Here is an 18,322-nt window from a genome sequence, read left to right as displayed (position 1 = left end):
ATGTGGAGTGATCACCATGTCGGCACGTGCAGCTCTGATCACCGGTGGCACCAGCGGGATCGGGAAGGCGACTGCGGAGGTTCTGCATAGTCGTGGTTACCGGGTCGCGGTCACCGGACAACGTCCGGAAAGCGTCGCCCGGGCACGCGAGGAACTACCCGAGGACGTCCTGGTATTGCGTGCTGACGCGCGCTCGCTTGCTGACACTGACCGGGTGGTATCCGAAGTCAGCGAACGATTCGGGACTCTGACAACGCTGTTCCTGAACGCCGGCATCAGCCGTCCCATGGCGCTGGACGCCTGCGACGAAGCCACCTTCGACGACGTGTTCGCCGTCAACACCAAAGGACAGTTCTTCACTCTGGTAAAAACGCTCCCACTGCTGTCTGACGGCGCTTCGATCATTGTCACCGCGGGTATCGGAGCGACGCGCGCCCTGCCCGGCAACAGTGTCACAGCCGGGTCACGAGGCGCACTGCTGACCATGATCCCAACGCTGGCCCTGGAGCTCGCCCCACGCCGCATCCGAGTCAACGCCGTCAGCCCGGGATTCACCGACACCCCCATGATGCGGACCACACCCGGCATGGGATCCGATGAGGTCGCCGCGATGCTGGCCGCTATGGCGGCAAAGAACCCGTTCGGTCGCGTCGGCATGCCTGAGGACATCGCCGAGACCGTCGCGTTCCTGGCTTCGGACGGAGCCGCGTACATCACCGGGCAAGAGATCGTGGTGTCCGGCGGGGCCGGATTGGCCGTCTGACCGAACTATCGGCAATCGACGGACACACTTCTGTCCGTGCCCGGTGCCACGGACTTCGCAGTGACCAAACCGGGATTCGACAAACCCGGCCAGCACATCAGGAGCCGGAGCCCGAGGAGCGAACCGTGACTGATCGCACCGAGATCGCTACCGAACTCGAGCGCGATATCAGCCTCGGCCTGCCGCTGGAGGCCAAGGCGCGCCATGTGTTCGGTGCCGGCGATATCGCCCAGATCATGCTGGACTAGTCAATTGATGGCACAGGTCCCGACGGTAAGCACGTGCACCTCGAAGGGTCGGCAGGCGATACCGCGCACCGCGGCGCGGATGGACTCTGGCGGTACCTGATCGACAACAATCTTGGGACGGCGGTGCGACAGCCCGCCTGACACACGTGCGCCACGGCAGCTCTCGGCGATGGACCCACCCACTTCGTCGTCGGGGAGACGCTGCGCCCGCTCACCGAGAACGCCACCTCCGAGCAGATCCTCGACCTGCGGATCTGCGATCCGGCCATGGGGTCGGGGCCTTTTTGGTGCCGGCGGTGCACCGGCTCACCGAAGCCTATGGTGATGCGCGGGCCCGGGAGGGCGAACTGCTCGACTACAAACTCGACGACGCGCAGCGTGCCGCGTGCCGGCGGCTGATCGCCGAACGGTGCATCTATGACGTCGACCTCAACCCGATGGCGGTCGAGCTGGCGAAGGTCTCGCTGTGGCTGGCGACGGCGGCAGCCGGCAAGCCGCTGTCCTTCCTGGACTCGCATCTGCGTTGCGGCAACGCCGTCATCGGGGCGAGCATCGACACCTGGGAGGTGCCTCCACCCCGGGCGCAAGGAGAAAGAACCAAGACGACGGACCACGTCATCGACGAGCAGCATCCCTGTTCGACCTGCCCGAGCCTGACCTGCGACGAGCTCTGGTTGATCAACCCCTCCGATGACCGCCTCCAGATCAGGGCGAAGGAACAGCGCTTCGCTCGCTTACTCGCCGGGGACGACTTCACCCGGCTTCAAGCCTTGGTGGACTGGTGGATCGCGCCCTTCTTCGAGAATAGGCTGATCTTCGACCGCTCTGATCTTGTTAGCCGTACCGGAAAGCGGACGTCCCCGCTACGGGGGATTGGCCAGCGCTGGGCGGTGTTCCGCAACGTGCTGAATCGTGGTCATGACCTTCCGACCTCTACCGAACCGCGTCGGCGGCGATCCGGGAACACATCCGCCCGTTCCACTGGGAGATCGAGTTTCCCGAGGTCTTCTTCAACACCTACGGCCGAAGGCGGCCCGACGCGGGCTTCGACGCCCTGCTCGGCAACCCCCTGTGGGAGGGCGTGAAGTCTCAGCGAGCCCGATCACTGTCGCTCCCAAGAGCGCCGAGTGCGCCCGGGGCTCTGAGCGCCCGGCCACTCCCTGCCTCGCTTCGGTCTCCTCATTCCCTCCGGGCGAGTGTTACGAACCGCGCCGCCACCGCGGCGAGCACGGCGGAGGCAAGGACGATGAAGCCCGCTGTGAGGAACACCGTCTGCAAGGTTGTCGACGAAACAAGGATCGCGCCGAGGCCAGACCCTGCCGCCACGGCTATCTGAAGGTTCGTCACATTCACCGCCGACGCGGCCTCTGGGGTTTCTGGGGCCGCGTCGAGTATCCAGACCAGCGTTCCCGGGTTCACGATTCCCCAGAACAAACCCCACAGCACGAGCAACAGGCCAGCCAGCCAGAGTAAGGTGCCCACGCTCGCCAGCCCGATGAGCAATGCGGCCACCACCGCCGCCGCCCCGGCGAAGCTGCCGATCACTCCGCGCTTGAACAGCGATCCGGCGATGAGTGAGCCGACAATGCCACCACAGCCGTAGATGACGTACAGCAGGGAGATCACGCCGCTGGACAGATGCGTGTGGTCCATCAGGAACGGGGTGACATAGGTCCAGGCGGCGAACTGTCCGATGAACACCATCGCGCCCGCTGCCATCCCAAACCGGGCGGCCCGCCGCGTCACGACTCCCAAAAGATCACGCAGGTGCGTACGCCCGTCCGGCGGAATACCCGGCAGGACGACCGCCTGCACAACCACGACAAGCAGTGTCGCCGCCGCCGCAATGGCGAAAGTGAGACGCCAGCCGACGAGGTCGCCGAGGAACTGTCCCGCAGGCAGCCCCACCACCGTCCCACCCGAAATACCGGCCGCGATGATGGTGATGGCGCGAGTGCCGCCGGCCGGGCCCACCAGCTTGGGTCCGACCGGTGAGACCACGGTCCAGAAGGCTCCGAGGGTGGCGCCGAAGAGCATACGGGCGATCAGCACCAGGACGAAGTTCGGCGCCACCGCGACGACCGCGTTCGACACCAGCACCGTTAGACCCAGGACGAGGATGACCGAGCGCCGGTTGAAGCGGCCGGAGCTGCGGAAGAACAGCGGCGCCGACACCGCGGCGCTGAAACCCGGCACGAGCACCATCAGCCCCGCGAGGCTGAGCGAGACATGCAGTCCGTCGGTGATCTGCGGCAGCAGCCCCACTGGCAGCGTCTCCGTCATGACGATGACGAACGCGCCGAGCGCGACCGCGCCGACGGACGCCCAGCCCCGCCTGCTACCGGGCTCCGCAGCAGTGGCGACAGCGCGGGCGGCTGCAGGCTGGGTCGGGACGGCCGCGCTGCACGACGATCCCGTGACCAGGCGCACCTGCGGTGCGTGGTGTGTCGGCGTCGCCTCTTCGTTTTCGATCATGTGTTCTCTTCACTCATGGCATGCTCCTGACCGGGCTCTGCTCTGTAAGCACCCCGGGGTGTATCTGCGCGAGTCACGCGGGCAGTCAACACAGCCCACGTTGCGATCTAGCTCCATGAGCCCAGTGCGCGACTGCGCGGCCGTGTTAGCCCTCGATGAGGTCGATGATGTGGCCGAAGTTGAGATTTGATGCGAGTGCCGTCAGGTCTCCCTTCGCAAGCTTCGCCGCGGCCGCCTGTGTGGCCGCGAGGGCGTGCGTGTAGGGGTCGACCCCGAGGCTGATCCGGCGGACACCGATCGTCTGCAGTTCCGCGAGGGTAGCCGTATCCCGAGGGCTGACTAGGACGTTGACCGGCTTGGGGGCGACAGCTCGGTCAGATCTCGATCCGAACCTGGCGCCCATCGAAAGCGACATAGCCACTGAAGTCGCGGCCAACACGGACCGCCGCCGACTCGTTTATGTCCGGGTAGGACCAAGCCCCGTCCCTGAGCACCATCTCGCCGATCAGGACGTCGTGATACTGCGCCCTCCCCTTCCAGGGGCAGGTGTAGGGCGTTGGGCTGTCGAGGAGCACGCCGGTCACAACTGAGTCCGGCGGGAAGTAGGCATTCCCCTCCATCCTGACTACCGCCTCGTTCGCAGCCTCGGCCACGACGGTCTCCCCAACCACTGCCTTCATTCCGTTTCCCCTCATCGATCCTTTGGCTGGCCGCATTCGACCTCGCGACTGGCCGCGTGGGCACCAGGAAGCACCCACCCCGCACTCCTCGATGGCCTCTCCAAGTCGAGACCACCGGCGGAGGCGACGGGCCGTAGCCGGGCGCTCGAGTTGGTGCAGTCAGAGTCAGCTTGCGCGTTCAACTAGACGTTGGTATCGGGAAGGGCTCTCCTTCTTACCCGTGTCTTGAGAACGCGCAGCCGGACGGATGAGGAGTGACCTCATCGCGTTGGCCATCCGGCGGTCGCGGTTAGGCGGGACCTGGGGTTGGCAGAAACAACCACGAGCTGGAGCCCGAGATGTCGAGCCACGTGCCCCGTGGTGTCCGGGCCACTCGGGCCAGCAGCGAGCGGGTAGAGCTGGCCGCGTTGCGGCGGGAGAACCGCCGGCTGCGCGAGGACGTCGACATCCTCAAGCGGGCCACGGCTTTCTTCGCGAAGGAGACCCGGTGAGCGTGCACCCGTTCATCGAGGCGGAGAAGCAGGGCGGCCACAACGTCAAACGGGCGTGTGAACTGCTGGAAGTCTCCCGTGCCGCCTTCTACGCACGCCGCAATCCAACGCCTGGACCGCGCGCTGTCCGGGACAGGGAGCTGAGTGAGCGCATCAGCGACGTTCACCGCCACTCGCGCGAATGACCACCACACCAACGGTGTCCGTCAAAGCGCAACAAGCTCAAGTGACGGTTCCATGCCATGTCGAACGTGTATTGCCGTTGCATTGCAAGCCGGAAGTCGGGCGTTCGAATCCCCTAGGCTCGACCTCGTAAAGCACCCCGCCTCCAGGATCGGTTAGAACCCCTTAGGCGGTGCTGATTGCGTTTGATCCAGCGTGGCCAGAGCCTCCTCGGACGGGCTGCCGGGCTCGGCCTGGAAGACGATGAGCTTTTGGCCAGGGGCACTGTCGATGGTGAGGGCTTCAAAGGAGACGAACACGTCACCGACTTCGCGGTGACGCATGCCAACCGACTCATGGGTCCTGGCCCGGACTTCATAGCGAGCCCACATCTGACGAAACTCTTCGCTTCCCCGCGATAACTCCTCGACCAGTTCAAGAAGAGAAGGATCGTCGCAGTCCAACCCCGCCACGGCACGCAGGTGGGCCACCATCGCACAAGCCTCCTTCTCCCAGTCCAGGTAGAAATCGCGCGCCGCAGGGTCGAGAAGGGTCAGGCGCATGATGTTGTCGCTGTATCTCAGCCCCGCGAAGAGAGCAGCCGCCCGCCGGTTCTTGGCCAGCACATCCAACCGATGGTTGATCACGTAGGCCGGCGCGTGATCCCAGTCCTCCAGGAGTCGAAGCATGCTAGGTGTGACCTGCCCACCTCGATCGACGGACCTGCGCCTGGTCTCCCGGGCGTGGGCGAGTTTGTGTAGATGCTCGGCAGCCTCCGGGTCGAGCTGGAGGGCGTGGGCCAAAGCGTCGAGCACTTGATCTGACGGGTTGCGGTCTCTTCCCTGCTCCAGCCGGGTGTAGTAGTCGAGGCTGACGCCGGCCAGCTTGGCCACCTCATCGCGGCGTAACCCAGGCGTCCGGCGGCGGTCGCCAACGCCCGTCAGCCCCACCTGGTCAGGGGCCGTGACCTGGCGCCGAGCGCGGAGGAATTCACCAATGCCCCCCATAAGTAACTCCAAGTTCTCTTGACATCCAGACTCGACAAACTTGGACGAGCATAGATTGGATGGACGAAAGCGTCCAAATCTCCTCGTGCTAGCGACTGCACGACCAGGCGCGAGCAGCCCTGGAGATTCCGTGCGGTCTGCCAGCGCCATGCGCCGAAACCGGGATGACGACCGGCCACCGGGCAGCTCTGCGGCCGCAGGTGATGCCCGATCAGTAGAGGGACGGCGGCCACCCGAAGAGGAACTCCCAGATGGCTGTTCCTGAGCCACTCGGCATCCGGGATGCACGCCGGGGATCCGGATGGCGTCGCCCCGTGCGGCTGGGGCTTTCGTTACGACAAGTGGTTGTAACCCTAGCTTTTGGACTATATAGTCCTTCTTGCACGGTTCCCGTTGTGAAGAGATCCGGAACACGGCGCGACCGAGTCACCCCTCGCAATGCACGTCACCGGGCGCCTGGCGCAACCGACGCCACCGGCGAGGTTGCGGCCAGCGCAGGTAAGGCCTGCGGCGGAACTCTGAAGCACTAAGAGCCCGACTTGGGCTCGACGACGACTACTCACACCGCGACCGGAGGTCGATTCGCTGTGTCACGACTGAACGTTCCCGCCCCAGAGGATGTGCCCGCCGGCGCGCAGCGGATACTCGACAACGTTGGTACGCAGCTCGGCTTCGTCCCGAATATGTTCAAGATCATCGCGTCGAACCCGACCGTTCTCGAGGTCGTCACGACTCTGCAAAGCACCTTGAGCCGAGTTCTGGACGCGAAGACCCGGCACAGCATCGCGCTGGCCGTGTCGCAAGCCAACGGCTGCAGTTACTGCCTGGCGATACACACCCACGTCGCGACCAAATTCAGCGGCATGTCAGGCGACGACATCGAGCTCGGCCGCGTCGGGAGCTCGGTCGATCCCAAGCGCGCCGCGGCCGCTCGCTTCGCGCAACGGGTGGTCGACAGCCGCGGGCAGGTCAGCGACGCCGAGCTCGCGGGTGTGCGAGGCGCCGGGTACACCGACCCGCAGATCCTGGCGATCGTCGCGTTGGCAGTGCAGTTCCTGCTCACCAACTTCATCAACAACGTCAACCAGACCGACCTCGACATCCCCGCCATCGGCTCGGTCGATACGGTCGTGGCCCAGTAAACCCGCACCCGGAGCCGACGGCGCCCGACGCGGCGAGCGAGAGCCCGATCGAGCATGTGTTCCGCGCCTGGCACGAAGCCGTGCTGGCCCAGGACGCGGGCAAGATCGCCGACCTCTACGCGGCCGACGGCGTCATCGAAACACCCACCGCCGTGCTTTTGTCGGGAGACATGGGGTCTGGAGTGGTCCAGGGCCGCGAGTCGATCCGCGCCAGACACCGACGGGCGAACAGACCCACCTCGTAGAGCGCATGGACATCATCGACGGACTCATCGCGCGTCATCTCGTCTGTTGGGGCCGGGTCGGCTTAAGAAGCTCCACGCAGCCGCCAACAACACCCCACCAACCGGTTGATCGCCGGAACCTGGACGCGGTCCGCGCACCCAGCCGCAAACCCCTCACCGACTCAACGATCATTCAGGAAAGGCTCGACATGCCGGGCTCCGAACTCTATGAGAAATTCATGGCGCTGCACACCCGCGACGGTGGCCTCGTCATGCCGAACGCCTGGGACGGCCTCTCGGCGTTGATGCTGGCCGATGCCGGCTTCGAGGCGATCGCGACATCGTCGGCGGCGCTCGCCGCCACGCTCGGCCGGTCCGACGGACGTCACGAAGTCACCCGCGACGAGCATCTCGAGCATGCACGACTGCTCGGCCGACTCACCGGGCTGCCCGTCAACGGAGACTTCGAGGACGGTTACGGCGACACGCTTGAAGACGTCGCCGCGACCGTTGAGGCCGCCGTCGAGTCTGGCTTGGCCGGTATCGGGGTCGAGGACACCTCGGGCAATCCCGATCAACCGATCCGCGACTTCGACGAGGCAGTCAATCGCATACGTAGCGCCGTCGACGCGGCCAAGGGGCGCATCGTCGTCACCGGCCGCACCGACAACTTCATCCAGGGGCGGCCCGATCTCGACGACACCATCCGGCGTCTGACGGCCTTCGCTGAGGTCGGCGCGGATGTGCTCTACGCCCCATTCCCACCCGACCTCGACGCCCTCGTCGCGATCGTCACCGCGGTCGCGCCGACACCGGTCAACGTCCTCGTGTCACCGTCGGACAAGGTGCTGACCGTGGCCGAACTGCAGAAGGCCGGGGTCAAGCGCATCAGCTTGGGCCCATTGCTCTACACCCAAGCGATGGGCGCACTCGAACAAGCCACGAAGGCGCTCGTCGCGGGCGACCTCGCCTCGGCGACGACAGGTGGTACGAGCTTCGACCGCATCAACGAACTGCTCGCCCGCACCACGAACTAGCCCGAACCCCACGATTCACCGGCTCCTCACCCACTGATCGCAAGAAGAAGGCAGGTTGACATGGATCTCGACAAGCTCATGAACAAGCACCTCACCAGGTACTTCGACGCCAGCAAGACCATCCCGGAGGAGACACTTCAGCAGCTGCTGAGGTTCCTGCGCTCGACGCCGTCGTCGACGAACGTACAGGCCAACCACTTCTACGTCCTCGCCACGCCCGAAGGCAAGGAGCGGCTGGCGGCCAACCTGGGCGAACGATTCCAGGACAACAGCGAGAAGATCCTGAACGCCTCACACACCATTATCCTCACCACCCGGGCAGATCTACCCGAGAGCCACATCGAAGAGGTGTTCGACAAGGAGAGGGTCGACGGGCGGTTCCCCGACCCGGCAAAGCACGAGCTGTGGGAGTTCATGACCCGCGACTTCCTCAACCTGCGCAACTACGGCTACAAGGACCTGAACCACTGGATGGAAAAGCAGACCTACCTGGCTATGGGTCTGACCATGATGGCGGCTGCTGAGCTCGACGTCGAAGCCATGCCGCTCGAAGGGTTCGACCCGACCAGTGTCGACAAGGCCTTCAAGATCCGCGAGACCGGCCACACCACGACAGTGCTGCTGGCCCTCGGCTACCCTGACCCCGCGAAGGTGTACACCACCCCGATTTCGCGCTTCGAAGCCGACCAGCTGTTCACCTTCGCCTAAACATCCCCGGCATCGGAACGACTGTGGCCAAAGTACGAGGACCGCGGACACCTCGGTCCTCGATGTCGGCCCACCCCGGACAACCAGCCCGGCGGCAGGCGCCGCCGGTCATCACGGCCCGCGCGATGTCGGTCGCGGGTCGCCGGTCGGCTCCCCAAATCGTTGGTGGCCAGGATGCCCAGCGCCGTCCGCGGTCGCCCGACATCGGGTTCTCGACCTGCACTGTCCGATGCGAGAGGACTGTCTTCCCTCTCCCCGTAACACCAGCCGCGACGTCGAGTTGGCGTCCAGGTCTCGGGAAAGTGGGCCGCAGAGTGAGGCCCCAGGGCTGACGGCGTTCTCGGATGGTGAGACGCGGGGATTGGGTCACAGAGTGATCGCGGAGGGGGGTCGCGGCCCTTACGTGCAGCAAGGCCCCACAGAACGTGTGATTGTCGAAGATCATCTCGTTCGCTGGAGCCTCGTTGTCGTTGCAGTCTGTCATGCCCGCGGCCGTCTCGGCCGTCGCCACTGTCCTGGCCGAGCAGGACGGCCCTGTGGCCCAGGGCCCGGAAGCCGATCTTCGGCAGGTGTGGGCGCAGATCACCGATCCGCGGGATCGGCGGGGCGGCGTCATTCGCTGGTGGTGATCCTGGCACTGGTGCAGGCCGCGGTGGTGGCCGGTCCGACGAGCTTCGCCGCGATCAGACGCTTCCGTCACTGTTGCCGGCGTGCGGGCGCCGCCGTTCGTGGCGGCCACGCGGGAGACGCCACCTTGGGCCTTGGCCGGGCGGTCAGGGCACTCGAATCGATAGAGGAGTTGATCACCTTGGACGGACAGGAGCTGCAGAAGATCGCGGGCGACTGCACCGTGGAACTGCCCGGCGCCGACCTGGAGCGTCGTTTCGGCCCCGACTGGGAGCTCTACAAGGTGCGCGGCAAGGTCTTCATGCTCATGACCGACATGCCGGGGCGCCCCGTCGTGATCCTGAAAGCTGATCCGGACGACGCCGCAGCCCTGCGTGAGCGGTACGCAGACATTACCCCCGGCTATCACATGAACAAGAGGCACTGGATCACGGTGGAAGGCGGGGGCACCATCGACGAGAAGCTAGTGAAGGAGCTCGTGATCGACTCCTACCGTCTCGTGGTCGGCGGGCTTCCCAAGACCGAGCAGCCCGTGGATCCGCGCACCTACGGCCGACGCGCCTGACCTTCGTCATGCCCATCAGCGGCAAGAAGCTCGAGGACAGAGCGCGCGACACGGCACTGGCGCTGCCCGGGGTCAGCCACGGGCGTCCGTTCACAGCAGCTGGACGTCTACAAGGTCCCGGGCAAGGTCTTCCTGATCGTCACGGACGACCCGGACGGACGCATCGTCACCCTCAAGGCAGAACCGGAGTACGGGCGGCTGCTGCAACACGTGATCAACCCCCCGTCGCGCGAGGGCGAGCAGTGCCCGCTGACCGTAAGGCCGGCCAGGAGGAGCCGCGCCAGGCCGAGGGCGTGCGTCCGCGGGCGCGTTTGAACGCCACGCTGAACGCGAACGGGTCCTGGTAGCCGACCTGGCGGGCCACGGTGGCGACGGTCTGCCGGGTGTCGCGGAGCAGGTCGGCGGCGAGGGTCATGCGCCAGTCGGTGAGATAGGCGAGCGGCGGCTGGCCGACCAGGGCGGCGAAGCGCTGGGCGAAGGCGGCGCGGGACATGCCGACCTTGGCGGCCAGCGAGGCGACCGTCCACCTGTGGGTGGGATCCTCGTGTAGGAAGCGCAGCGCCTCGCCGATCGCCGGGTCGGTCAGCGCCCGGTACCAAGCGGGCGGCGTCGCCTCCGGCCTGGTGCACCAGGCCCGCAGCGCGATCACAAGGACCAGATCCAAAAGCCGGGCGAGGACCGCGTCCTGGCCCGGCTCGTCGCGGGCGGCCTCGGCGGAGAGCAGATCGAGGGTCGTCTGGGTGCGTGGCCCCGCGGGCACGACCGCCAGCGGCGGAAGCAGGTCCAGTAGCCGGGAAGCCACGTCGCCATGCAGCTCGTACACGCCACGAAGCATGACGGTGGCTCCGGATAGGCCGGCACCGTACGTGCGGGGGGCCGACATCGGGTGTGGGTCCGCCGGTGCGCCGGTGGGGAGGTACTTGCGTCCGTCGCGGATCACGAATTGGGGTGCGGTTGCCGGGTCGTCCGCGATCGTGTACCCGCAAGGGGCAGTAATAAGGGCGATGTCACCTGCGGCAAGACGCGTGGGAGCGAGATCCCCGAGCCGGATCGTGGCATGGCCGCCGAGTGTGGCCGCGACCGTGAGCGGCGGCGCGTCTGCGTACGTCATCCCCCACGGTGGCCGCTGGATCAGCTGCCTGACCAGGGCGTTCTGCGCGCGGGCTCGGTGCAGTAGGTCTGTCAGCACGTCCACACACTCACCTTAGACGTTCGCAAAGGCATTTCGGATGTTCTCCCATGGATCGTCTGAGCGCCGATGGGGTTGGCTGGACGGCATGACGAAATCCATCGCAGTGTTCGGAACCGGTCCGGGTGTCGGCCAGGCCGTCGCCCGCCGATACGGAAGGGAAGGGTACGACGCCGTCCTGGTCGCCCGCCGCCAGGCACCCCTGGATCTGCTCGCCCAGGATCTGTCCGCCGAGGGCATCACCGCCCATGTGATCACCGCCGACCTCGACCAGACCGACGCCGTCCCGGCGCTCGCCGACCGGATCCGCGAGAGCGTCGGGGACCCCACGGCCCTCTACTACGGCCCGGTGCCCTCGAACCTGGCATTCGTTCCCGCCGCCGACCTCACCCCGGAGCAGGTTCAGGACCGTATGCCGATCACATTGCACACGCTCCTGGCCCTGGTTCGGGAGTTCCTGCCCGCCATGGTCGAACGGAGAGACGGCGCCATCCTCAGTGCCCAGGGGGCCGCCGCCGTCCGGGGCCGGCCGAACATGAGTGGCTGGCCCGTGGCCCTGGCCGCACAGCGGAACTACCTTCAGTCGCTCGCGGCCGAGGTCGCCGGCAAGGGCGTCTACGTCGGCATGCTCTACATCGGCGCCCGCATCGTGGGCACCCCCTTCGAGGCGGATTACGAGCGGCGCCGGGCCCAGGGCGAACCCATGCCCGACATGGCTGCCGCCGACCCCGGCGAGCTGGCCGACATCCTCTGGGACATGCACGCCAAGCGGAATCGGCATGAAACCATCGTTCCCGCCGGCCTCCTGGACGGATAACACCGAACGACATCCGGCTGCCACGAGTCGTCGTGACAGCCGGATGCGTAGTGGCCCGGTCAAACGCCTTAAATAAGTACGCGCGGCACTGACCGAAGCCGTCCACGCAGAGCGGGCGCGCGCCGACGTTCCGTCCGAGGAACTGGCGACCTACTGCCTGCACACCGCGACCCGTAGCAGCCGGTGAGTCTGGGCTCCGAAATAGGTGACCGCCCACACCTCCTGAGCGCTGTCCCGAAGATCGATGAGCAGCCCGCACGCCTCGGCAGCGCCCGCGCTACCTCGCATGGCATCGACGGGGATAGCGCTTAGGCCACCACGGCTGGCAGAGACCCCAGCTCACCTTGGAACGGTAGTCACTCAGAAGACGCGAAAGGCCGCTGCCCTCCGGGAGGGAAACGGCCTCTGAACTGCGAAAACGTGGTGGGCGATACTGGGATCGAACCAGTGACCTCTTCGGTGTGAAACACCTGAGTGAGACCGCCCACGTAGGTCACAAGCTGCCCTGACCTGGCTCAACCATCCACGGGCGTCCGCCCTTATCTGCGGGCGTCCGTCGCCGTTGTCACTCAAATAGTCACTCAGATCAAGAGCAGGCGGGACATCACCGAGAGCGCCGCCCCTCGACCTCGCTGTCAGCCATTTGTCCTACAGTCCCGACCGAGGCCACCCTTTGCCACTTACGGCGGCGTCCTCGGCCCGGCCGAGGCCGCCACCACGACGACGACCTAACCGCCGTCGCCTGGACCTCCCCCCGAGAGTGGACCGATCGCCTGGCCTCCCGCCTCGCACGGCGCATCACCGCGTGTGCGGACGCCGCCAACGCCAACCGGACTGTCTACCTGCAGAACGGCTGGCCACTAAAAGACACCAACGGATAGCGCACGCTGCATCGCATGACCGGTTTCCTCAAGGCACCCGCCATCCGCCTCACCCACGCCTCCCTCGACGAAGAGGAGACTCGTCGCTTGCCGCGCGGGGTCGACCGTTTCGGGTCGACCCCGCTTGCACAGTTGCTCCGACTACAGCGGTCCGGGGACTGGCCCCGTGAAGCTATGGCCGAGCAACGCTGATCGTGTCACGGGCCTGGTCCTTCCACGCTTGCCCGTGAGCTGTGACCGTGGGGTCGTTCACGATTGTCGTCGGGGCATTGTTGCTTACGTTCACAGTGATCGTGATCGGCGGATAGTCCGAATGCGGACCCAAAGTGTCGCTACGGGTGCACGTTCTCGTCCGCGATCCACTGCAGGTCCAACCTGGACCCGACGCCGCCGTGGCCGTGAGGCCGGCTGGGATCACGTCCTGTACCGTGACCGTGCTTCCGCCGATGGGATCGGGATCGCTCGGCTGGCCGCTGGTGTTCGTGACAGTCAGCGTCAATGTGCCGGTCTGTCCCGGCACGAACGTAGAAGGACCGTGGGTTGCGGAGATTGCTATGGGGTCCGGAGCGACGAACCAGGGCTCCGGGGGCGTGCCGGGGCGTTCCAGGAAGTTGTACGGCACGGGGTTGGTGATCTGCGGAATGGGTTTGCCGGAGGAGACATACCGATCGGCCACGACCTGGCCGGTGTGATCGACCTTGCCCCAGCAGTAGCCCATGGCGCGGGCCGCGGGGAGGATCTGTCTCACGGCATCCACCGTCGCGGCCCCGGCTGGCGTGTCGATCGGGCCATCGTGCAGACCGATGATGGCTCCAGGATGCAGTTGGCTGAGGATCGAGTCGCGCGTCTGCTCCGCGGTCGTGGCCGGCTCGTAGTCGGCACCCGTTTCGATTCTGGTGAGGAAGTAGGTGTAGCCCTGCGAGCTCACGACCTCCTGCGTATGGGTGTTGGCGCTGCCGAACGGCGTTCGGATCCCCTTGAAGGTGAAAGGGGCACCAATCGCATCGAATGCGGCCTCGTTGTGTTGCACTTCCTCGATCTTCGCCGCGTCGGAGAGCGCGTTCATATCGGTGTGGTTATACGTGTGGTTGAGCAGGACGTGGCCCTCGCTCCGTGTAAACCTCTCGATCTGCGGGTTGGCCTCTGCTCTCATGCCAAGATCGAAGAACACTCCATGAACCTGGTTGTCACGGAAGATCTGTAGGGTCTGTGGTCGGTAGAACGATGGCCCGTCGTCGAAGGTGATCGCAAGGCGGTTGGGGCAGGAGTTGGGGATCTGGTTGTCGTTCTTCGTCCCCACGTCCGAGCGTGAGGCGGCCCTTTGGATCGCGCGTTGCTGGGCCGGCGACAGGAGCCCTTCCCTGACGAACTCATTGGTCGCGTGGGCCACGGTGGAGACAAAGCTACCGTGGTTCTTGAAAGGTTCCGCATTCCAGATGACGTCGAGCAGCGTGCACCCGTCGGCGCGCTCAGGGTTGCGGACGCCCGAGTCAATCGCCGGTACCGGCGGCGCGAACGACACCGCCTCCTCCCGCGACCACCCATTGGGACAGGCGTCCCGCGTCACCGGGATGGAATCGGTGGCGGAGCCAGGAGTCTCGTCCCCACCACCGGCAACCGTGGGGGTGTTGGTCAGCAATGCCGCTGTATTGGTGGCGACTTTCACGGTGATCGTGATCGGAGGGTAGGAGGATCCCGCGCGCAATGGGTCGCTGCGCGTACACGTGATGGACGTGGCGCCGGAGCAGGTCCACCCGTTCCCAGACGCGGCGACCGGCCCGGCACCGAACCCAGCGTTGTTGACAAGCGCCGACAGGCCGACCGGGAGCACGTCGGACACGGTAACCGCGCTCTGGGTCGGGCCATCTCCGGAGTTCGTGACCTTCAGCCGAAGCGTTCCGGAGTACACGGTTGTGTTGTCGGGCTGTCCTTTGAGAAATGTGGCGAGGCTGTGGGTTGCGGAGATCGTGAGACTCGGGGCCGCCAGCGCAGAAGATGCCGGCACGTGCACAAACGAAACCGTGAAGACCGTGGCGATTAGGAGGCTAAGACGCGAAGCCAAGCGTGTCCCTCGACCCCGCGCCCTAGAGAAACATCTCATGCGAAGTTCTCCCATCTTTATCTGACTGATCCGGCTGCCAAGGTTTGCATCGGTTAGTAACCATCACTGGTCCAGCCGCTCGTGGATCCGGGTCAATGGGCGGGTCCGACCTCCGTTCCCAGGTCTGCGACTACCGAGGATGTGTCCCAGCGAAACTGCCGCCGTTGATAGTTTGTAAGCCTCCCTAACGAATGTCAATGATCTTTCCGTGCCCAACACGCCCGAGAGTCGGGACTGTCCAAGCCCTCGGCTCGTTCTCGCTCGCCAATATCAAGCGGGGCCGGGCTCGTACGTGTCGTGGGTGCCGTCACCGGACGACGTGGTGATGGAGACGTATTTCTGAGGGACGGGCTAGAGCCTGCGCCCTCTGCTGAATCGTCCGGATGACGGCGGCCAGCACCTTAACCGTGGCCGACCCGTCAAGGTCCTCTGAGGTCGAACTCCACCGAGACCCGCCTATTTGGCTGGCGTCACAGGCTCGGGATGTCGTGCGCGACTTGGATGCTCCGGCCAAGCTATGCCGGTCCTGGTCATTCGGAAGGGGCGGGCCGGGACACTCTTACAGCAGTCGCGTTCCGTCGTGGACTCGCACGAACGGGCCGTCTTCGCGAAGTGCATCCATGATCCGGATACCTCGCGCCTCAGGCATGCGTTGCTTCACCTCGTCGAGTGTCAGCCAGGTCGATTCCAGGGCTTCATCGCTCGGCCGCGGTTCCCCGCCGATGGGACGGCACCTGAAGGTGAGAGATACGACTCCAAGGTTCATGTTCTTGTAGACCCCGGTCAGCACTTTCCGGCTCGACCTGAACTCCGGTCTCTTCGAGCACTTCGCGGATGACCGCGTGCTCCGGGGTCTCGTCGAGCTCAACCACTCCCCCGGGCGGAACCCAGCGTCCGTCGTCTTCGCGGCGGATGGCAAGGACTCGTCCGTCTTCATGGAAGACAGCTGCGGTGACGCTGACAGAGTGCCGCGGAAGATCTGACATGGCTGCTCCCCTGCCTCGCTGTCCGCTCGTAGGACAGCCGCCGCTGCTGACTCGGAAAGATGTTGATCACAGTTTTCTATCGCGAGGTCATCAACCCTGTACGCGATTCGAGCGACCTCAAGGACTTGCTGAGCTTCGGTGAGATTCAGGAACTCAGCCTCTTCGACACGGAAGGACGCCGGGCCTCAATTCCTGGACGAAACGTGCGACCTGGTACCCGCGCTCACCGAGACGCCGGTAGAGACCGGTTGGTCCCGTGTCGGGGATGGCAATGTCCTCGCCACCGGCGATAGAGACAGGGATGTAGGCGCCTGGTCTCCTCGGGGAGATCGTCACCAACACGGCCGGCGGCCCCGTCCGCCGGACACTCTTTCGCTCACGCGTCTGGCACCCGACGTTCGTGCGGGCCGGTCGGCTCGGCTCCATGCTGATGCCCAGCGCCGACGCCTTCGTAGCGGTATGGCAGGACAAGGAGGGATCAGAGCACGGCAAGGACTTTCCGAGCGAGTCAGAGGCGGTTGCGTGCGTCGCGGCGAATGTCGGGGAAGGTCTGCGGTTCCACGATCTTCGGCACTGCTACGCCACCTGGCTGATCTCAGATCGGGTTCCCGTCAACGATGCGCGCGGCTCGTCGGGCACGAGCAGATCTCGACCACGCTGAACCTCTACACGCACGGCACAGACGAGCGGTACGGCAGGGCTCGCGCCGCCTTCGCTGACTTTTCGCTGACTTCGATCACCACGGAGCAGGGCAAGCCGGCTCACGAGCCACCTTCGGGAGAGACCGCAGCAGACTGAACGCTCCGCGGAAACCAGCCCTGAACAGCAACAAGACCCGTAGAGATCAAGGTCTCTGCGGGTCTTCGGATTGGTGGGCGATACTGGGATCGAACCAGTGACCTCTTCGGTGTGAAGCATATTGGCCAGATCGCCCACGTGGGTCAAAAGCAGCCGTGACCTGCGCCAACCATGCACGGACGTCCATCTCCATCTGCGGGCGTCCGTGGCCGTTGTCACTCAAATAGTCACTCAGTAGGGGGCCGCTCCCCGAGTACCACGCGCCCAGAACTTCAGCTCATCGTGATCGATCGGTGCCAGGCCGGTGATGGCGACCCGGCACCGACGATTGACTCAGCCGTGCAGGGCTTCCTTGAGCACGGCGACGGCCTGCGTAACGGCAGCTCTGGCCGCGGGCCGCCTCTCCTGGGTCGTCCTGCTGCCTTCTCCAGTTCCCTCTCCCCCGCCTGACCCCTGGCGGCAGGCTGTCCGCCGAATGCGGCTTGACCACGGATGGAAATCTGTAACAGGTCGAACCGGGCGCGGTGGCTAAGCTGCCCACATGGGCGAGGTGATCGAGGCATGGGCACGGATCGAAGACTGGTTGGACCGGTTCGCGCCCATCAGCGCGACCGTGCTTGCCTCACCGGCTGATCGGGATGGGATTGCCTCTGCTGAGGCTGCGCTAGGGCTGGCGCTTCCGCCCGAGCTTGTCGAGTCGCTGAGCTGCCACAACGGCTTGATCGAGTGGGCAAACATTCTTCCTAAAGGGCCCCTCCTTTCTCTGGCTGGCATCGTCGAGCAATACCAAGAGCGCATGGATATCGCTGAGGACGTCGACGGTTTCACCCCGCACGGCCCTGATGCTCAGCCGTGGTGGCACGAGCTCTGGCTACCGTTCGCGGCTTCGGATGGCGATCTGCAGGTAATCGACCAGCGGCCGGGACCCGGATTCGCCAGAGTGGGCGAGGCGCCGCACGACAACCCTGGCGACTTCTCGGATGGCTGGCCGTCGCTCGGCGCCTACCTGGCGAACGTTGCGGCCGCCCTCGAGACCGGCGGAGCCGTTGGCGTCTGGCATCCGTATCTGACCGTCCGCGATGAACTGTGGTGGAGCCTCGCCGGAGCGACAGAACTCAACGGCGAGCCACTTCGTACAGCGCCGGCGAACCCGCTGACGACGTGAAGCCCACATGCGAGCCCACCTCGGATGATCCTTCCGAAGGCTGACCGGCACCGCGAAAGTGTCCCTGAACAGCAGTAAGACCCGTAGAGATCAAGGTCTCTGCGGGTCTTCGGATTGGTGGGCGATACTGGGATCGAACCAGTGACCTCTTCGGTGTGAATATCCGACGGTTGTGATCAGGAGTCTCAACGGCTGCCAACTAGGCCTTCTACCGCGGCTCACCATACCTATGGGTGACCTCTAGCGCGATCGAGTG

At 65.4% G+C, this 18,322-nt stretch carries 20 protein-coding genes and 1 tRNA gene; 13 read left to right on the top strand and 8 right to left on the bottom strand.

What is annotated here, in order from left to right:
• Positions 1–16 precede the first annotated feature (16 nt).
• The 3 genes from Pmi06nite_RS28555 to Pmi06nite_RS28550 all read left to right on the top strand — a co-directional run bounded on the left by Pmi06nite_RS28555 (position 17) and on the right by Pmi06nite_RS28550 (position 2,096).
• Complete coding sequence (locus Pmi06nite_RS28555; RefSeq protein ID WP_203883076.1) at positions 17–763, top strand: SDR family oxidoreductase; 747 nt, start codon at positions 17–19, stop codon at positions 761–763.
• Positions 764–888: 125 nt separating this feature from the next.
• Positions 889–1,011 (top strand): hypothetical protein, encoded by a 123-nt coding sequence (locus Pmi06nite_RS42695; protein WP_275409608.1) that lies wholly within the window; start codon positions 889–891, stop codon positions 1,009–1,011.
• 296 nt (positions 1,012–1,307) lie between these two features.
• Positions 1,308–2,096: a hypothetical protein gene (locus Pmi06nite_RS28550; protein ID WP_203956228.1), complete on the top strand. Its 789-nt coding sequence runs from the start codon at positions 1,308–1,310 to the stop codon at positions 2,094–2,096.
• Positions 2,097–2,190: 94 nt separating this feature from the next.
• Here the strand turns inward: Pmi06nite_RS28550 and Pmi06nite_RS28545 are convergent, their stop codons facing one another.
• From Pmi06nite_RS28545 to Pmi06nite_RS28535, 3 genes are all read right to left on the bottom strand, one after another.
• Positions 2,191–3,486 (bottom strand): MFS transporter, encoded by a 1,296-nt coding sequence (locus Pmi06nite_RS28545; RefSeq protein ID WP_203956227.1) that lies wholly within the window; start codon positions 3,484–3,486, stop codon positions 2,191–2,193.
• A 145-nt stretch (positions 3,487–3,631) separates the two neighbouring features.
• Complete coding sequence (locus tag Pmi06nite_RS28540; RefSeq protein ID WP_203956226.1) at positions 3,632–3,889, bottom strand: isocitrate lyase/phosphoenolpyruvate mutase family protein; 258 nt, start codon at positions 3,887–3,889, stop codon at positions 3,632–3,634.
• Positions 3,861–4,166 carry a DUF427 domain-containing protein gene (locus Pmi06nite_RS28535; RefSeq protein WP_203956225.1) on the bottom strand — a complete coding sequence of 102 codons (306 nt, stop codon included), beginning with the start codon at positions 4,164–4,166 and terminating at the stop codon, positions 3,861–3,863. Before Pmi06nite_RS28535 ends, Pmi06nite_RS28540 begins: the two co-directional genes overlap by 29 nt.
• Before the next feature lie 338 nt (positions 4,167–4,504).
• Here Pmi06nite_RS28535 and Pmi06nite_RS28530 point away from each other — a divergent pair, with 338 nt between their 5' ends.
• On the top strand, positions 4,505–4,657 hold the full coding sequence (locus Pmi06nite_RS28530; RefSeq protein ID WP_203956224.1) for a hypothetical protein: 153 nt from the start codon (positions 4,505–4,507) through the stop codon (positions 4,655–4,657).
• Positions 4,654–4,842 carry a hypothetical protein gene (locus tag Pmi06nite_RS28525; protein WP_203956223.1) on the top strand — a complete coding sequence of 63 codons (189 nt, stop codon included), beginning with the start codon at positions 4,654–4,656 and terminating at the stop codon, positions 4,840–4,842. The genes Pmi06nite_RS28530 and Pmi06nite_RS28525 overlap by 4 nt, the downstream gene beginning before the upstream one ends.
• Before the next feature lie 153 nt (positions 4,843–4,995).
• Here Pmi06nite_RS28525 and Pmi06nite_RS28520 read toward each other — a convergent pair whose 3' ends face one another.
• Entirely contained in the window at positions 4,996–5,826 is an 831-nt protein-coding gene (locus Pmi06nite_RS28520; RefSeq protein WP_203956222.1) for a helix-turn-helix transcriptional regulator, read from the bottom strand.
• A 587-nt stretch (positions 5,827–6,413) separates the two neighbouring features.
• Between Pmi06nite_RS28520 and Pmi06nite_RS28515 the strand changes: the two genes are divergently transcribed.
• The 6 genes from Pmi06nite_RS28515 (at position 6,414) to Pmi06nite_RS42140 (ending at position 10,129) form a co-directional block, all read left to right on the top strand.
• On the top strand, positions 6,414–6,968 hold the full coding sequence (locus tag Pmi06nite_RS28515; RefSeq protein ID WP_203956221.1) for a carboxymuconolactone decarboxylase family protein: 555 nt from the start codon (positions 6,414–6,416) through the stop codon (positions 6,966–6,968).
• Positions 6,969–7,024: 56 nt separating this feature from the next.
• Entirely contained in the window at positions 7,025–7,213 is a 189-nt protein-coding gene (locus Pmi06nite_RS28510; RefSeq protein WP_203956220.1) for a nuclear transport factor 2-like protein, read from the top strand.
• A gap of 5 nt (positions 7,214–7,218) precedes the next feature.
• Positions 7,219–8,229 (top strand): isocitrate lyase/PEP mutase family protein, encoded by a 1,011-nt coding sequence (locus Pmi06nite_RS28505; RefSeq protein WP_203956219.1) that lies wholly within the window; start codon positions 7,219–7,221, stop codon positions 8,227–8,229.
• Positions 8,230–8,289: 60 nt separating this feature from the next.
• Positions 8,290–8,937 carry a nitroreductase family protein gene (locus tag Pmi06nite_RS28500; RefSeq protein ID WP_203956218.1) on the top strand — a complete coding sequence of 216 codons (648 nt, stop codon included), beginning with the start codon at positions 8,290–8,292 and terminating at the stop codon, positions 8,935–8,937.
• Positions 8,938–9,401: 464 nt separating this feature from the next.
• A complete protein-coding gene (locus tag Pmi06nite_RS42145) occupies positions 9,402–9,566 on the top strand; it encodes a hypothetical protein (RefSeq protein ID WP_239114259.1) in 165 nt (54 codons plus the stop codon).
• On the top strand, positions 9,560–10,129 hold the full coding sequence (locus tag Pmi06nite_RS42140; protein ID WP_239114258.1) for an MmcQ/YjbR family DNA-binding protein: 570 nt from the start codon (positions 9,560–9,562) through the stop codon (positions 10,127–10,129). Before Pmi06nite_RS42145 ends, Pmi06nite_RS42140 begins: the two co-directional genes overlap by 7 nt.
• A 214-nt stretch (positions 10,130–10,343) precedes the next feature.
• Here the strand turns inward: Pmi06nite_RS42140 and Pmi06nite_RS28490 are convergent, their stop codons facing one another.
• Positions 10,344–11,324, bottom strand: a complete 981-nt coding sequence (locus tag Pmi06nite_RS28490) for an AraC family transcriptional regulator (protein WP_203956216.1) — start codon at positions 11,322–11,324, stop codon at positions 10,344–10,346.
• An 82-nt stretch (positions 11,325–11,406) separates the two neighbouring features.
• Here Pmi06nite_RS28490 and Pmi06nite_RS28485 point away from each other — a divergent pair, with 82 nt between their 5' ends.
• Positions 11,407–12,135 carry an SDR family NAD(P)-dependent oxidoreductase gene (locus Pmi06nite_RS28485; protein ID WP_203956215.1) on the top strand — a complete coding sequence of 243 codons (729 nt, stop codon included), beginning with the start codon at positions 11,407–11,409 and terminating at the stop codon, positions 12,133–12,135.
• A 1,053-nt stretch (positions 12,136–13,188) separates the two neighbouring features.
• On the opposite strand, the gene Pmi06nite_RS28480 is transcribed toward Pmi06nite_RS28485, so the two are convergent.
• The 3 genes from Pmi06nite_RS28480 to Pmi06nite_RS28470 form a co-directional block, all read right to left on the bottom strand.
• On the bottom strand, positions 13,189–15,027 hold the full coding sequence (locus Pmi06nite_RS28480; protein ID WP_203956214.1) for a polysaccharide deacetylase family protein: 1,839 nt from the start codon (positions 15,025–15,027) through the stop codon (positions 13,189–13,191).
• A 785-nt stretch (positions 15,028–15,812) separates the two neighbouring features.
• Entirely contained in the window at positions 15,813–16,103 is a 291-nt protein-coding gene (locus Pmi06nite_RS28475) for an NUDIX domain-containing protein (protein ID WP_308442533.1), read from the bottom strand.
• Positions 16,104–16,972: 869 nt separating this feature from the next.
• Positions 16,973–17,037 (bottom strand) — tRNA-OTHER (locus tag Pmi06nite_RS28470).
• A gap of 405 nt (positions 17,038–17,442) precedes the next feature.
• Here Pmi06nite_RS28470 and Pmi06nite_RS28465 point away from each other — a divergent pair.
• Entirely contained in the window at positions 17,443–18,066 is a 624-nt protein-coding gene (locus tag Pmi06nite_RS28465) for an SMI1/KNR4 family protein (protein ID WP_203956213.1), read from the top strand.
• The last annotated feature ends 256 nt before the right edge of the window (positions 18,067–18,322 follow it).

The organism is Planotetraspora mira (assembly GCF_016863275.1).
In the GTDB taxonomy this organism is placed as follows: Bacteria; Actinomycetota; Actinomycetes; order Streptosporangiales; family Streptosporangiaceae; genus Planotetraspora; species Planotetraspora mira.
This window is presented reverse-complemented; position numbering and strand designations above follow the sequence as displayed.